A 14,540-nucleotide genomic window follows, 5' to 3' on the forward strand; every position below is an offset into this window, starting at 1 on the left:
TTTCTATTAATTTTCAAATACAATATTTCCACGACAGATTGTTTTTTGTACATTCAATTCCATATCCAATATAACTAAATCTGCATCAAAGCCTTCACCAATATATCCTTTGTGGGATAAATTCAATTGCTTCGCTGCATTTGAAGAGGACATCGACACGAGTTCCTTCAATGAGCAACCCGTCGACTGTTTTATATTGCGAACGGCCTGATCCATTGTAAGTATACTTCCCGCTAAAGAACCATTAGGAAGATGGGCACCTTTTTCAGTGACATGAACTGTCTGTCCACCAAGATCATACTCCCCGTACTCTAATCCTTTAGCACGCATAGCATCTGTTATTAATATAATTCCTTCTGCACCCTTCAAACGGTATGCAAAACTCACTGCCTTTGTATGACTATGTATATAATCGACGATAATTTCCACTTGCATACGGTCTTCCATCAGAACAGATCCGACTACACCTGGTTCACGATGATGGAATGGACGCATTTGGTTATATAAATGAGTGGCCTGCTTAGCTCCTAATTGAACCGCCTTTTCTACTTCTTCTGAACTGGCATCTGAATGTCCAATAGAAACGACAATACCTTCCTTACTCACGGCTTGTACAAATTCCAAACCACCCGCTATTTCAGGGGCAACTGTAACTTGTTTAATACGATTACCACTTAGCATCTGCCACTTTAAAAATTGTTCAATAGATGGCTCGGTAATATGCTCGACTGGCTGTGCCCCAGCCCATTTTGTAGATATATATGGACCTTCTACATGAACGCCTAAAATCTCTGCTTCATCTTCATTATTGACAAAGTCATTTACATTTTGGAGTGCTGCTTCAATCGCATCCACTGCCTGAGTGATTGTCGTCGGCAAATAGCTAGTAGTTCCTTCTTTTACTAATGAACGTGACATTCCTCTAAGGGCTTCTTCCGTGGCATCCATCATGTCAAAACCAGCTGATCCATGAATATGCATATCGATAAAACCTGGCATAACTATCCAGTTCTTTGAAGTTCCATCTATATAGACATCAGCCTCTACTTGTAGAGCTTGTCCCATTTTTTCAATCTTGCCGTTTTGAATAAATATATTTCCCATACTTTCTTTGTCATGATTCACAATAATCACATTCGATATGAGTATACTTTTTTTCATTTACTACACCCCTCCGCAGTTTGCTTATTTACAGTATAGATTAATATTACCTAAAAATATAAAGAAAAGCCGTTTAATGTGGAATCCCATATTAAACGGCTTTTTCAATTATTAACTATTTACGAATCTTTTCAATTTCATCTGCGACAAATTGTACACTTGTTCCAACAATAACTTGAATACTTTTCGGTCCTACTACATTAATACCCGGAACACCAGTGTCTTTAATTTTCTTTTGATCGACCTTATCCATGTCTAAAACCTCTACACGCAAACGAGTTGTACAGTGATCTACTGAAGCAACATTCGCATCTCCACCTAGACCCTCATAGATTCTAGCTGCCATATTTGAAAATTTATCATCACTTGAAACTACAACTGTTTCTTCAGTCTCGTCTGTGTCGTCTTCTCTACCTGGAGTTTTTAAGTTAAACTTCACGATTAAGAAACGGAATAAGAAATAGTAAATAACTGCAAATACTAACCCTTGAAGTAATAGCATAAGTGGGAAATTTGCTATAGGAATACGTAAACTTAAAACGTAATCTACAAACCCTGCACTAAATCCAAAACCAGCTGTCCAGTTAAAGGAGGCTGCAATGAATAAAGATAAACCTGTTAATGCTGCGTGAACAACATAAAGAGCTGGAGCTAAGAACATAAATGCAAATTCAAGCGGCTCAGTTACACCTGTAAAGAATGCCGCAAAACCAGCTGCAAGCATAAGAGATGCTGCTTGTTTTTTTCTTTTCGTTTTAGCTGTATGATACATCGCAAGAGCTGCTGCCGGTAATCCGAACATCATAATCGGGAAGAATCCAGCCTGGTACATACCAGTTACACCCTTAACACCCTCACTTGCCCAGAATTTACCGATATCGTTAATGCCAATAGTATCAAACCAAAACACCGCGTTTAATGCATGATGTAAGCCAGTTGGTATTAGAAGTCTATTAAAGAATCCATAAAGACCCGCACCTGCTGCTCCCATACCACTAATTGTTTCACCAAAGTTAACTAGACCACCAAAAACGATTGGCCAAATATAAAATAGTGCTGCAGAAGCAACTAACATTGCAACAGCTGACATGATAGGTACTAAACGTTTTCCACTAAAGAAGGCTAAGAAGTCAGGTAATTTCACGTGACTGAAGCGATTATACATTACTGCAGCGACAATACCAGAAAGAATACCTATAAATGCATTATTAATTTTTCCAAATGCTGGATCGACATTCTCAACGTCAATTCCTTGCAATAAAGAAACAGTGCCAGATGAAAGCATAGTTGTAACAACTAGGAATGCAACTAATCCACTTAAAGCAGAAGCTCCATCCTTTTCCTTGGACATTCCTATGGCTACCCCTACTGCAAATAGAATAGGAATATTATCTATAATAGAGCCACCAGCTTTTATCAAAAAGGCCGCAAGTACGTTTCCAGATCCCCAACCAGTCGGGTCAATCCAGTATCCAATACCCATTAATATAGCAGCTGCAGGTAAGACAGCTACTGGTAGCATTAAAGAACGCCCCAGCTTTTGTAAATATTTCATCATAATCTTTTATCCCCCTTTTTCATGCTTATAAATAAAAATATAATAGTATAAAATAATGCCGAATTATGAAGCTTGTGTTCTTAAACGTTCAATATGCAGTGCAATATAGCCTAACTCTTCTTCAGGAAACTCAATTCCATGCTCTTCCTTTAGTTCTTTCGCTATTTCGGTTGCACAACTATAGCCAACCGGGAATTTCTTTTGAATCATCACTAACATTTCTTCATCCATCATATGAAGCTCAGACTGATTTAACCTTGTTAAAGCAAAACGCAAATGGGTAATCAATCGATGATAAGAAATATCATTTTCTTCAATCTCAATGTTCAAGTACCGTTTAATCGATGAAACCATGCCCTTTATTAAATTCGTTTGCCTTATTGTCTGATGTAAATCCCCCCCTTGAATTTTCATCGTGTGTATGTGAAGCGCTATGTAAGCCGCTTCATCAACAGGCATTTCTACCTGACACGTATTATTTATATGCTTGACTGCCCAAAGACCTATTTCAAACTCTGCTCTATAGAGAACGCGAATCTCATGGAGTAGTCTGTTATTTAGATTAATGCCATCCTTAGCCCGTTCAATTGCAAAAGAGATATGGTCTGTCAAAGCTATATGAATATGCTCATTTAATCTTGTATTTAAATACGTTTCTGCGTAGGTGATTATTTCTTCTGAGATAGTAAAATGCTCTTCTGGAATTCGACTTAATAATTGCTCCAGCTTGTCATTTTCCTGCATGACAAAAATCTTTTCAATCTTGGAACCAATGACAATATCATTTCGTTTCTTTTGAAAAGCTATGCCCGAGCCAATTGCTATTTTCTCGCGTCCATCTTGTAGAACAATCACCGCATTATTATTAAGTACCTTTGTGATCTTAATGGAAAGCCAGCTCCTTTCACATACTTTCCCACTTGTGCTTACTTAGAAGAAACAGTCATTACTAACGTCTCACCCGCAACACTAGATGTCGCATCAACATACTCTACAGATCTCTCTGCACTATTCGTAATTACTATTGGAGTAATAATACTTGGAACTTTATCTTTTATAAAATCCCAATCCACTGCCATGAGCTTTTGCCCCATAGAAACAACGTCGCCTTCGTTTACAAATAGAGTGAACCCTTCACCCTTTAATGTAACCGTTTCCAATCCGACATGAATTAGCACCTCAGTATCATCTTTTGTACGAATACCTATAGCATGTTTTGTTTTGGATATTAACACAACCGTACCATCAATTGGCGCAACTACATCTCCTCCTGTCGGCATAATAGCTACTCCCTCACCCATCATTTTTTGGCTGAAGACCGGATCTGGAACCTGTTCTAAAGGAATAACTTGACCATTTAATGATGAGAATACTTGTACTTTGTTTTTTTTCATAAATTTAGAAAACATTAGTAGAACTCCTTTGTATAGATGTTTTTTCTAGTTGTAAAAAATCGTCTTATTAAAATATATTGCTTCATGAAACCAATAAGAACATAAAAAGGGATGGGGTAAAGAAAAAGAATAATAATATTCTCTCTCATTTTACCACCATGCCTGAAAAGTTCAGTAACATGTGACCAATATGTGTATTTATAATCCGATAATATCATCAAAGGTTCAAAAAAGCAACGTAAATTTCTATGGTCGAAAAATATTTTGAGCGTTTATATATTAATAAGGAAAAGCTCTTCCTTTATCTGAAATTTTATGAGCAAGTTTAATCGTTGAAACCGCTAGCTCTGCATATGTTACTTCTTTTTTAGGATTGAATGTACCTTGATCCGCCTCTAATAATTCTAAAGAGTTAGCTAATGCAACATAACCTAATAATTCCTTTTGTACCTTATCGGTATCTGTAAATGGCAGTTTATAAATAGTAGAATGTTTGGCTGCCTGTTCTAATCCTAATGTACGTATATACCAAACAGCTAGCTGTTCTTTACTAATTGGTTCATCTATTGCGAAGTTCTTCGTATCAGGTTTTATCACACCCATTTCAACAGCACGTTCAACAGATTGATATAAAGGATGTTTAGGGTCGATATTTTCGAATGATTGGTTCTTATTTTCCTGTTCAGGATAATAATAGTCAGAATACATATACGTTAGGGATTTCATAAGTACTTGAAGAGCTTCTCCTTTGGAAATAGCAGCATCTCCATTAAACTTTTTGGGATCTTTTATATCAAGGATTTTTGCATTAATAAAATAATTTAGCTCCTCTTCTGCCCAAGGATGTGAAACAACAGGTGAATTATTTTCTCCATTTAGTGCTTGCCATTCTCCTGTTAGAGCATCTAAAGTACTAAAAGATCTCTCATTAAATAAAGTGGAGTAGACAAGGTCATAATGGTTATTTTCTTGTTTATTATCGGTCTTCATGTAGTTGAGTCTTAAACTTAAAGACTTCGTTAAAATTTCCCTAGCTTGTTTTTCTGATATAGCTTTATCTAGTGATGGCCAATTTTCTACCTCTTGATAATTTACATAAAGATTATTTAACGAGCCATCCTTCGCTACTCCAACACTAATATAGTCACCCGAAACAATTACTCCGTTTACAACTCGTGGGAAATTAAACATATAGCTTCCTTGCATTTCATCCAAATATGCCGCCTCCATAGGTTTTGCATATTTATGAAGGTAGGATGGAACCCATTTTTTTATATGTCCAATTGCTTTTTCGAGTGCCTGTTTTTCTGACAGAGGTTTCGCTTCACTTGGTTTTTCTCCTAGTTGCTCTAAAATTTGACTCTTCATATTATAGTACTGAATGACTTCGCCTGTTTGTTTATTTATTTCTAGACTTGCGCCAGAACCACCATTTGGATAACTGTACATATATTGAATACTATAAACTTCCTGCCCATTATAGTTGTTTATTTCTCTAATAGACTCGATATTGGATTTAACATCTTTCAAATCGATCTTCAGTAATTGTTCTGCTATTTTTTTTGCCTCTTCTATAGTTACCCCTCCCTCATTCTTGGATGGGATTGGTTTTGAAGCTAGCATAGATATGGTTGATTTCTTAGGGAAATCTGCTGAGTATCCGTTTAAAGTTAGGTATTTTCCAGATGAAGCATGAACACCAAGTAAACTTGGTATCGGTTGATAAACGAGTCGAACATGGCGTTCACCAGTTTGGTAATCTGTTTCTATTTGATATTGCTTTTCCACGTATAGATTTTCTTTTACCTTTTTCAATATGGCATCTTTCGCTTTTACTTGTTTCACATCATCAAAGGTGGAAGCTTTGTTAGCGTCCGGATTTCTATAAAAGCCAACTATCTCTCCGTTTCCTAAAACAGAAACTTCTATTCGTTGATCAGCAATGGAAACTTTGTTTTTCAAGCGAGTGTACGAAAATGAGTATCGGATTGGTTCAGTTAGTATTTGTGTTGGGTAATATCCATAAGAATCCGTTTCTAATTGATATTCTCCACCATCAAGATATTTTTTCATAAAATCTCCAGCAATTTTCTTTGCCTCATCTTTGGAAACTTTAGCTGGAAAAAGCGCTTCTGTTACTGATGCCGGTTGATAAGAAAAATTTTCTATTTGTAAATCCTTACCTACAAACGAAACATTTCCATATAATTGCTTTCCACTGATGGTTTTTGTAAAGAATAAATCGTAACGCATTGTCTCCTCACCAGGATAATAATAGCCACCGTTCATTTGAAAATCAGCATTCGTTAAGAAATCAAATTGCTTCGGAAAAAATGCACGAAACTTCTTTATCAAATCTTCTTTTGTGAAAACATTCTCTGTTGATGCCGCTTGAATTTGTACAGGGGGTTGTTCATTCAAAGTTGTAGTTGCATTTACGTTCGCCGAAAAAAGTCCAAGTGATAATGCTGAAGCTCCTAATATGATACCAACATGTTTAAAATCCATAAAAAAATCTCTCCTTATTTTGCAGTCTTTGAATTCTATGATTGCAGGAGAGAGAAAATACCAATTATTTGATATTGAATCTAATTCATCCGATTAAGGTACAATGGAGCTATAAATAGGAGGTGAGTAAATTCACATTCATACGTTCAATTCGGAAAATGTACCAGTTTGTTGTAGATAAACCTCTCCAGCAGGGTACTATTATAAATAATCTTTATAAGATTAAACATGTAATAGGCTCTGGTAGTTACGGGATTATTTATAATTGTAAAGAAATACAAACTAATGAAATAAGAGTACTTAAACAACTGCGACCTAGTAAGCAACGAACAAAAAGCGAAGTATCTTTATTTGAAAATGAAATTTCGATTATTAGTAAGTTACAGCACGCTAGCATGCCACAGTTTTACGAAGCTTTTTCAGTAAATGGTTCTCTTTTTTATTCGATGAATTACATAGAGGGTATAAATATGGAGGATCTTATCTTTTCAACGAATAGAAAATACGTTGAAAAGGATGCACTAGCATTTATTTTAGATTTACTTCCTTTAGTAGATCACTTACACAAAAAGAATATTTTTCATGGAGATATACGTATTTCAAATATTTTAATAAACAAGGGTAAACTATTCCTTATTGATTTTGGATTGTCAAAGATAGAACAAAATGACTCCAAATTCCTAGAGTTGAGGCAATACGACTATTATGATTTAGGGGATGTACTTCTATATTTACTATACACGAACTATTCCTCTAAAAATAAAAAAGCCCTTCCTTGGACAGAAGAACTTTCTTTAGAAATGGAAACTGTTCATTTACTAAAAAGATTATTACAAATTGATGAAGCCTATTCCACCTTAGAGAGCATTGCACAAGATATAGAAACTGCACTTTTAGCAGTCACTAAAAAATAACTTAGCTACTACTACGTCCTTTACGTTTGTAGTAGCTACTTCCGCCTAGTGGATTACGTTTATGGTGGTTACTGCTGCTACTTCCACGTTTATAATAATGATTGCTGCTGCTCCCTTTACGATAGTGACCCTGCCTATGCTCACTACTCCCTCTGGATGCATTTTTGATTTGTTTCATTATTTTCTTAAACATAAAATCCTCTTTTCCTATTTTAAAGTAGTCTAATATGGCTATTCAACCTGGCTCACTCAAACTGCCTTTTTGTCTTTGGAAAACGAACGACCATTCTCTTTAGTTTTCCTTATTTAAAGATAATAAACGTAATCGATATGAATTCATCGCTGTTTCACCAAGTTGATCGAGTAAATTATAATTAGCAACAGCTCCTACCATAGCTCCAATGCCAGGTAATAGTTGGAACATTTTAACTAGATCAATATAATCCCGGTATTCCTGTTGAAAGTCTCGCCAATCCATCTCACCAATTAAGTACTTTTGTTGTTCCCAATTTTCCATAATTTCTAACGTTTCTTTTCGTTTTTCCTCACTAGAAAAAGCTAGAAGAAATATATGCAAAATATAAAGTCGTTCCTCGTATTCATCCGTATCAAATCCATAAGTTGCTGCCGCTTCAAATAGGAATTTCATTTTAATAGATAATAGTAGTGGAAAGTCAGCGAGTCCCAGAAGAATACCCCCCGCTCCCGTTCCTGCTCCTTCTACTACAGCTGTTTTCCGGAACGTAGTGAGTTTTTCCTTTAAAAGTTCATCCCGCTCCTGAAGGCTAAGTTTTAGTGCCAATCTTTTTTTTAGCTTTATATTCGACCCAACGAGCGTCGCCTTCACCATATTTTTAATGCTCTCCGTCATCACTTGATGGACCTTTTCAGGGATAAGTCCGTTAATCTTTGTTTGTACATTTTTAGACGTACGACCTATTAATCCTGTTCGTTTAGTCATTTTCCTCTTCCAAAGAAATAGTTCCTCCTCAACCTTCCATCTATACGCATCCATCTTTTAACCCCTTATCTATTACTATTATGATTCATTATATCTTATTACAGCTGCGTTCAAATGAGCCTTGAGTTCGGCTGTATCTCCGCCTGAAGATGTATTTACGAAAAAGTACAAACGCTATATTCTTTGCCCACCTGGAAATGTTTATAGAGCTTAGCGCAAGCTCCATTCTACTAAAAACTATTCTAAATCGTTTCTACACGCTGTCAGCTGTAATTAGAAAATTATTATAAGATACCGCTGATTTCCGTTTCAAGCGGACGCTTTCTACTACAATCACAAATAATGTAGCAACTAAGTACTAATTTAAGTTGAGCCTTACCATTAAACATGATGAACATTACTCATATTATTTCTTAAAAACCAGGAACACTGTGTTCACAACAGGATATAATTGTTAAAAAACATGATACCTATTGTGTCAGGTACCATGTTCTAATTTTATAAGTTATTATCTTTTTTTCTGTTTAGTAAAGTTATTTTTCTCTAGTTTGATATACGCTGCTGTTACATTTTCAAACTCTTCTTCGCTTTCCATCATGACAAAGTTATTATCATTCTCTACTCGGAAGAAGAAAATCCCAATTTCATCTTCTGAATCTTCTTTTATATCTTCTATAAAGCTAACTGCTACGTATTCGGTGTCATCTACACTTAAATAGCCTAAAACCTTCAGTTCCTGCTCTTGGTCATTTTCGTCTAACACCTTAAACGTACCGCCAACTTCCAGTTTACCTTCATTTTGTAACATTCCATTTACCTCCTAGCAAACCTTTTCTAGATGTGAATTAAAAAAAGAGGAAATCAGCCTCTCTTTTCCAATTCCCCTATTCTTCGTCCTCTATTGCTTCTTCAGCCTCAAGAAATGCTGCAGATACTTTTTCAAATTCTTCATCCGTTTCAATTTCCGCTAAGTCTTCTCCTTCAACCACTTGGAAAAAGAATACGTCCATGTCTTCGTCTGTTTCTTCTTGAGTATCCTCTGCAAATGCAACAGCTGCATATTCTTTATCTTCAATTGTTAATAGCCCGATTACTTCGATTTCTTGCTCGCGATCATCTTCATCTAATACCGTTAGGATTTCTCCCACTTCGATGCTACCCATTTTTTCTTCCATTCAAAATTCCTCCTAGTATTGTTACGTTATTTTTTCTAACCATTCACTTACCCGTTACCGCTTGCATTTACACAAAATTTATTTGATTTGTTTACCCATATAGTATTTCACGTACCTATGGTTTTATTCGTGGCTCCATGCATATTCAAATCATCTCACATTCGCTAGCCTTTAGCAAAATCCTATTTCTTTTCGAATTATATGCTAATGACACACGATATAATTCTACAAGAATGAACGTTTTCTTTAGCTCTAATATCTTCAACCTTGAATGATAACGAGCTAAGTTGGAAATAATTAAATAAACATTAAGGAAGAGGAATTTTGATGAAAACAGCAGATCTTCATTTAAAAGAACTTATTAAATCCTATGAATTTCTACCATCATCACTTGAAGAGAAAACAAAAATATTGAAAGAAATCTATAAAAATTGTGATGATATAGTTTTTCATCCTTTTTTCTCTAAACAATCTGCTTATCTTCTCATTTTTGTGAGTGGATTATGCGACGAAGAAAAGATCCACGAACATATTATTAGACCCATACAACATTCAAGCATAGCATCATCAGATTTAACGTTGACTATATCTCATGTAACAAATATAACAAATGCAAAGATTCTTTCTAATACACTAGAAATCATTCAAGAGATTGCAGATGGAAATACCATTCTCTTTAATGATATAGAAAATCAGGCAGTTACCTATCGTATTTCGAGTTATGAAAAAAGATCGATTGAAGAGCCTCAAGCAGAATCTGTTGTGATTGGGTCAAGAGAAGGATTTATTGAGTCTGTCAGTACAAACTTATCTCTTGTTAGAAGAAAAATAAAGACTCCTTCTCTAAAAATGAGTTCTATGGTAATCGGAACATATTCTCATACTTCTATTTATATATCTTATATCGAAGGTATTGCCAATTTACAGATTGTAGAAGATGTGAAGGAAAGGTTATCGAAGATTAATATTGATGCCGTTCTTTCTAATGCTTCTATTGAAGAAGCATTAGAAAATAATTGGTCCTCTCTGTTTCCACAAGTCCAATACAGCGAACGACCGGAAGTAGTAGCCGCAGCTCTTTTAGAGGGAAGAGTAGCTATTTTTATAGATGGTATTCCATTTGTTTTAATGGTTCCAGTTACTCTCTTTACTCTTTTGCAATCTCCTGAAGATTACACAGAAAGGTTTATCAACGGAACGCTAGGTAGGTGGCTCAGATATTTTTCTCTAATGGTTGCAGTACTCGCCCCATCTGCCTATATAGCGATTTTGACTTTTCATCAAGAAATGATCCCTACTACTCTTTTACTGCGAATAGCACAGAGTAGAGAGGAAATTCCTTTTCCTGCATTCTTAGAAGCTTTGCTCATGCAAGTAATATTTGAAGTACTTCGAGAGGCTGGGATTCGTTTACCAAAACAAATGGGTTCTACGGTCAGTATAGTAGGAACATTGGTCATTGGACAAGCAGCGATTCAAGCAGGACTTGTTTCAGCACCTATGGTTATGATTGTTGCTATTACTGGTATTTCCTCATTTTTGTTACCTCAGTATCCACTAAGTATAGTACTAAGATGGATTCCCTTTCCGATAATGTTTCTTTCTGGAATGCTGGGGCTAGTTGGTCTGATGTTAGGAGTTTTAATAGTTGCTAGTCATCTTTGTTCACTAAGATCATTCGGTCTATCTTATTTAGCACCCTTGACTCCAAATGATTCTTCTTTGTTAAAGGATGTTTTAATAAGAGTACCACTTAAATACATGAAAAAAAGACCGACCATCTATTCATCCATTAATCCTAATCGACGAAATGAAGGGAAATAAATGCTTAAAAAATATCATAGTTCTTTAAAAATATATATTTCACTTATATTAACTTCAATTATTCTCTCCGGTTGTTGGGACGTAATGGAAGTCAACGACCTAGCAATAGTAATTGCTACAGGTATTGATCAAATAGAGGATGAGCAAATAGAAGTTACCTTTTTGTTATATGTACCTAATCCTTCAGGCGGGGCGAGTGGGGAAGAAAGTGGCTCTAGTAAAAATTCCTATTCAGTTTCAATGACTGGAGATACATTTTCAGATGCAGTTATGAAGCTGGAATCAGAAGTTCCTAGAGAAATTTTTTGGGGACACTCAAATATTTTTATCTTTGGGAGTGAGCTTGCAAAAAATGAACTTGGTAAGCAGCTTGATTTTCTAGTTAGAACTGCTGAACCAAGAGAACAATCCCAAATTTATATTAGCCAAGACAAAGCTAAAGTAGAAATAAATAAATTTGTCAATATAAATACCGCCGAATTGTTTAGTAAAATTCCAAAGTCTCGTTATTTAAAATCTATTACATTAAAAGATACAGAGGAAATGCTTGTAAATAATTCTCAAGCTGGCCTCATTCCTGTTAGCGATACTAACAGTATTAAAACTTCAGCAGATACAATCGACTCTTTTGCGGTCAAAGGGTCTGCTATTATCTATCAAGGAAAAATGATTTCAATTATTTCAGGGGAAAAAGATATTGGCAGTCAATGGTTGTTATTTCCGAAGACAAATATTCCTATTACCATTAATCCTGTTGAGAAAAATGGTAAAGTGACTGCACAAACAAGTAAAAAATCCATTAAAGTTACACCCCTTTTAGAAGAAGAAAAATGGAGAATAAAGCTTAAAGTAAATTCAGACTTAGTAATTCTACAAAATTCCACAAATCTCGACATATATAATACATCCGTTAAGAATCAATTAGAAAAAGAGTTTTCTAAGAAAATAAAAGGGGATATAGAAGATTTCTTAAATCATATACAAAAAGATTTAAGAGCTGATGTCCTTCAATTCTATGAAGCATTTCATCGTAGCTATCCTAAAGAAACGGATGATGTAAAAGAAAACTGGGAAGAACAATATGAAAATATAGAAGTATCAATTCAAGTGGAAGTAAATATTAAAAATCCAGGAGTTACAAATCTTAATATCGAGAAAAAATAGAGCAGGTGTTATGATTTTGAATGATAATGTATTGACACATAAACAATTATTTTGGTTATTTTTAAGTATGCAGGTAATAATGAATATGCTGCTTACACCCTCAGGATCAATTAAAATAGCCAAACAAGATGCTTGGTTGTCCGCTTTAGTAGCAATATTAATTTCCTTACTAACTTTGTGGATTTCTACTAAAGTGTGCACTAGATATCCAACTATGGATTTTCATGAAATTATAGAAACAATTGTAGGAAAATGGTTCGGTAGACTGTTATCCATACTTTTATTAATATCTTTTACTGTTATTTTAGCAGTCATGCTTAGACAATACGGAGAATTTGTATCGGGCACAATTTTACCAAAGACACCTATTAGTGTAATAATATTATGTATCTTAGCCACTGCCATTTACCCAACTTTTCATGGATTAGGGGTTATAGGTCGTCTAGCAGAGATATTTGGCCCCATTCTTTTGTTGGGAATTATATCTCCTATTCTACTCGGTATAGTAAATATGGATTTAAAACATCTACTACCTTTTTGGTACGACAGTGGCATTTTAGATATTTTAACCGGTTCCTTAGGACCTGCTGCTTTTCTGACGGATTGTGTATTAATTTTATGGATTTTTAATCTTAGTGAATTTCATCCAAAAAAAGAAAAATTTTTGATGTGGAGTATTCTTACAAGTGGTTTACTATATTTGCTAACTGTTACGTCGATCATTACTACATTCGGAGTTAAAATCGCTTCTACTCATCTATATCCATTTTTAATTTTAGAAAGGTACATTTCAATTTTCGGCATCATTGAAAATTTAGATGCAATTGTAATAACGGTTTGGATATTAAGCATCTTCTTGAAAATTTGTTTATATTTATTTGTAACTAGCTACGGTTTTTCAAGGTATACCTTAAAAAAGAATAGACAAAAAATGGTTTTTTATATAGCTGGTATAGCCTACCTTCTTTCTCTACTTCCAAGGAATGTTGTTGAAATCTCTGTCGAGTTTCCTCAAGTAGTTGCAATACCATTTATTTTACCTTTTTGGGTAGTTCTCCCCTTATTTCTCAGCCTAATAATTTTTATAAAAGATAAAATAAATAAGACCCAATAAATACTCTTTTATTATTCATTTTTTCTTTAATTATCCTAGCAGGGTTTACGCCAACCATTACATTGTTCTGGATATTACGATGGATACGGTAGCTATGGATTAATAACAGCTATGCCGCCTATTCAAACATTGCGACTGGATTCCCTCAACTTATTTCGGCATCCTGTAAAATCCAGTCTACCGCGCTTAATAAATCTGGAAAAACAGCATCCGCAAGAGGATCACTTTTGCCTAAGAAAACACCTTTTGTACCTGCTTTCTTTCCGGCAATAATATCTGTGTCGGTATCACCTACCATATAGGATTTAGACAAATCAATATTATATTTTTTACCAAGATCTGCGATTAATTTGCTGTTTGGCTTGCGACATGCACAACCAGATTTCGGCTTATGAGGACAATAGACTGCTTCATGAATGGTGGCACCTTCCTTTTTTAGTTGTGCAATCATATAGTCATGAATTTTTTGCAGTTGAGATTCCTTCATAAATCCCAATCCTACTCCTCCTTGATTGGTTACGACAAATATATAATCGAAGAAAGCATTCAATTTCTTAATGGCTTCGGGGACACCTTGTAAAAAGTAAAGTTCCTCTGGTTTGTTCACAAATTTAACCCGTTCTGATAGCACCTCATTTATAACGCCATCGCGATCTAAGAATACTGCATTCTTCATGTACAACACACCCTTGTTTAAGATTTACTTATTACTAATAAATTGTTCCCTGAAATGACTTTTTTATTTTATTTTACAGGCACCCAAAATA

The 14,540-nt window shown here is 35.0% G+C and carries 14 protein-coding genes; 4 read left to right on the plus strand and 10 right to left on the minus strand.

All coding sequences use genetic code 11. From position 1 onward, the window contains the following. Positions 1 to 6: 6 nt before the first annotated feature. From nagA to KD050_RS07165, 5 genes are all read right to left on the minus strand, one after another. Positions 7 to 1,161, minus strand: a complete 1,155-nt coding sequence (gene nagA, locus KD050_RS07145) for an N-acetylglucosamine-6-phosphate deacetylase (RefSeq protein WP_211895505.1) — start codon at positions 1,159 to 1,161, stop codon at positions 7 to 9. Positions 1,162 to 1,276: 115 nt separating this feature from the next. Then, positions 1,277 to 2,719, minus strand: a complete 1,443-nt coding sequence (nagE, locus tag KD050_RS07150; RefSeq protein WP_211895506.1) for an N-acetylglucosamine-specific PTS transporter subunit IIBC — start codon at positions 2,717 to 2,719, stop codon at positions 1,277 to 1,279. 63 nt (positions 2,720 to 2,782) lie between these two features. After that, positions 2,783 to 3,607, minus strand: a complete 825-nt coding sequence (locus KD050_RS07155) for a PRD domain-containing protein (RefSeq protein ID WP_211896229.1) — start codon at positions 3,605 to 3,607, stop codon at positions 2,783 to 2,785. Positions 3,608 to 3,645: 38 nt separating this feature from the next. Beyond that, the gene (locus KD050_RS07160) at positions 3,646 to 4,128 is read right to left on the minus strand and encodes a PTS sugar transporter subunit IIA (RefSeq protein WP_211895507.1); all 483 of its coding nucleotides are present in this window, start codon (positions 4,126 to 4,128) and stop codon (positions 3,646 to 3,648) included. Between the two features lie 264 nt (positions 4,129 to 4,392). Next, on the minus strand, positions 4,393 to 6,621 hold the full coding sequence (locus tag KD050_RS07165; RefSeq protein WP_211895508.1) for a PepSY1/2 domain-containing protein: 2,229 nt from the start codon (positions 6,619 to 6,621) through the stop codon (positions 4,393 to 4,395). Positions 6,622 to 6,743: 122 nt separating this feature from the next. Between KD050_RS07165 and KD050_RS07170 the strand changes: the two genes are divergently transcribed. Continuing rightward, on the plus strand, positions 6,744 to 7,535 hold the full coding sequence (locus tag KD050_RS07170; protein ID WP_235753935.1) for a serine/threonine protein kinase: 792 nt from the start codon (positions 6,744 to 6,746) through the stop codon (positions 7,533 to 7,535). Position 7,536: 1 nt separating this feature from the next. Here KD050_RS07170 and KD050_RS07175 read toward each other — a convergent pair whose 3' ends face one another. The 4 genes from KD050_RS07175 to KD050_RS07190 all read right to left on the minus strand — a co-directional run bounded on the left by KD050_RS07175 (position 7,537) and on the right by KD050_RS07190 (position 9,659). Further along, the gene (locus KD050_RS07175) at positions 7,537 to 7,728 is read right to left on the minus strand and encodes a hypothetical protein (RefSeq protein ID WP_211895509.1); all 192 of its coding nucleotides are present in this window, start codon (positions 7,726 to 7,728) and stop codon (positions 7,537 to 7,539) included. Between the two features lie 99 nt (positions 7,729 to 7,827). Next, positions 7,828 to 8,550 (minus strand): EcsC family protein, encoded by a 723-nt coding sequence (locus tag KD050_RS07180; RefSeq protein ID WP_211895510.1) that lies wholly within the window; start codon positions 8,548 to 8,550, stop codon positions 7,828 to 7,830. Between the two features lie 454 nt (positions 8,551 to 9,004). Next, entirely contained in the window at positions 9,005 to 9,304 is a 300-nt protein-coding gene (locus KD050_RS07185) for a DUF1292 domain-containing protein (protein WP_211895511.1), read from the minus strand. A 76-nt stretch (positions 9,305 to 9,380) separates the two neighbouring features. After that, positions 9,381 to 9,659, minus strand: a complete 279-nt coding sequence (locus KD050_RS07190) for a DUF1292 domain-containing protein (protein ID WP_211896231.1) — start codon at positions 9,657 to 9,659, stop codon at positions 9,381 to 9,383. A 339-nt stretch (positions 9,660 to 9,998) separates the two neighbouring features. Here KD050_RS07190 and KD050_RS07195 point away from each other — a divergent pair, with 339 nt between their 5' ends. The 3 genes from KD050_RS07195 to KD050_RS07205 are packed head-to-tail and all read left to right on the plus strand — an operon-like array spanning position 9,999 to position 13,773. Then, on the plus strand, positions 9,999 to 11,495 hold the full coding sequence (locus KD050_RS07195; RefSeq protein ID WP_211895512.1) for a spore germination protein: 1,497 nt from the start codon (positions 9,999 to 10,001) through the stop codon (positions 11,493 to 11,495). Further along, the gene (locus KD050_RS07200; RefSeq protein ID WP_211895513.1) at positions 11,496 to 12,659 is read left to right on the plus strand and encodes a Ger(x)C family spore germination protein; all 1,164 of its coding nucleotides are present in this window, start codon (positions 11,496 to 11,498) and stop codon (positions 12,657 to 12,659) included. Between the two features lie 16 nt (positions 12,660 to 12,675). Beyond that, on the plus strand, positions 12,676 to 13,773 hold the full coding sequence (locus KD050_RS07205) for a GerAB/ArcD/ProY family transporter (protein ID WP_211895514.1): 1,098 nt from the start codon (positions 12,676 to 12,678) through the stop codon (positions 13,771 to 13,773). 145 nt (positions 13,774 to 13,918) lie between these two features. Here the strand turns inward: KD050_RS07205 and KD050_RS07210 are convergent, their stop codons facing one another. Further along, positions 13,919 to 14,449, minus strand: coding sequence for a D-glycero-alpha-D-manno-heptose-1,7-bisphosphate 7-phosphatase (locus KD050_RS07210; protein ID WP_211895515.1), 531 nt, complete (start codon positions 14,447 to 14,449; stop codon positions 13,919 to 13,921). Positions 14,450 to 14,540 lie beyond the last annotated feature (91 nt).

The sequence above is a fragment of the Psychrobacillus sp. INOP01 genome (assembly GCF_018140925.1).
GTDB lineage: Bacteria > Bacillota > Bacilli > Bacillales_A > Planococcaceae > Psychrobacillus.

What these genes read in the sequence shown, in the direction of transcription:
- KD050_RS07185 (WP_211895511.1), bottom strand. Translation starts at nt 9,304, where the DNA reads ATGTTACAAAATGAAGGTAAACTGGAAGTTGGCGGTACGTTTAAGGTG.
- KD050_RS07210 (WP_211895515.1), bottom strand. Translation starts at nt 14,449, where the DNA reads ATGAAGAATGCAGTATTCTTAGATCGCGATGGCGTTATAAATGAGGTG.
- KD050_RS07180 (WP_211895510.1), bottom strand. Translation starts at nt 8,550, where the DNA reads ATGGATGCGTATAGATGGAAGGTTGAGGAGGAACTATTTCTTTGGAAG.
- KD050_RS07200 (WP_211895513.1), top strand. Translation starts at nt 11,496, where the DNA reads ATGCTTAAAAAATATCATAGTTCTTTAAAAATATATATTTCACTTATA.
- KD050_RS07195 (WP_211895512.1), top strand. Translation starts at nt 9,999, where the DNA reads ATGAAAACAGCAGATCTTCATTTAAAAGAACTTATTAAATCCTATGAA.
- KD050_RS07165 (WP_211895508.1), bottom strand. Translation starts at nt 6,621, where the DNA reads ATGGATTTTAAACATGTTGGTATCATATTAGGAGCTTCAGCATTATCA.
- nagE (WP_211895506.1), bottom strand. Translation starts at nt 2,719, where the DNA reads ATGATGAAATATTTACAAAAGCTGGGGCGTTCTTTAATGCTACCAGTA.
- KD050_RS07190 (WP_211896231.1), bottom strand. Translation starts at nt 9,659, where the DNA reads ATGGGTAGCATCGAAGTGGGAGAAATCCTAACGGTATTAGATGAAGAT.
- KD050_RS07175 (WP_211895509.1), bottom strand. Translation starts at nt 7,728, where the DNA reads ATGTTTAAGAAAATAATGAAACAAATCAAAAATGCATCCAGAGGGAGT.
- KD050_RS07160 (WP_211895507.1), bottom strand. Translation starts at nt 4,128, where the DNA reads ATGTTTTCTAAATTTATGAAAAAAAACAAAGTACAAGTATTCTCATCA.
- nagA (WP_211895505.1), bottom strand. Translation starts at nt 1,161, where the DNA reads ATGAAAAAAAGTATACTCATATCGAATGTGATTATTGTGAATCATGAC.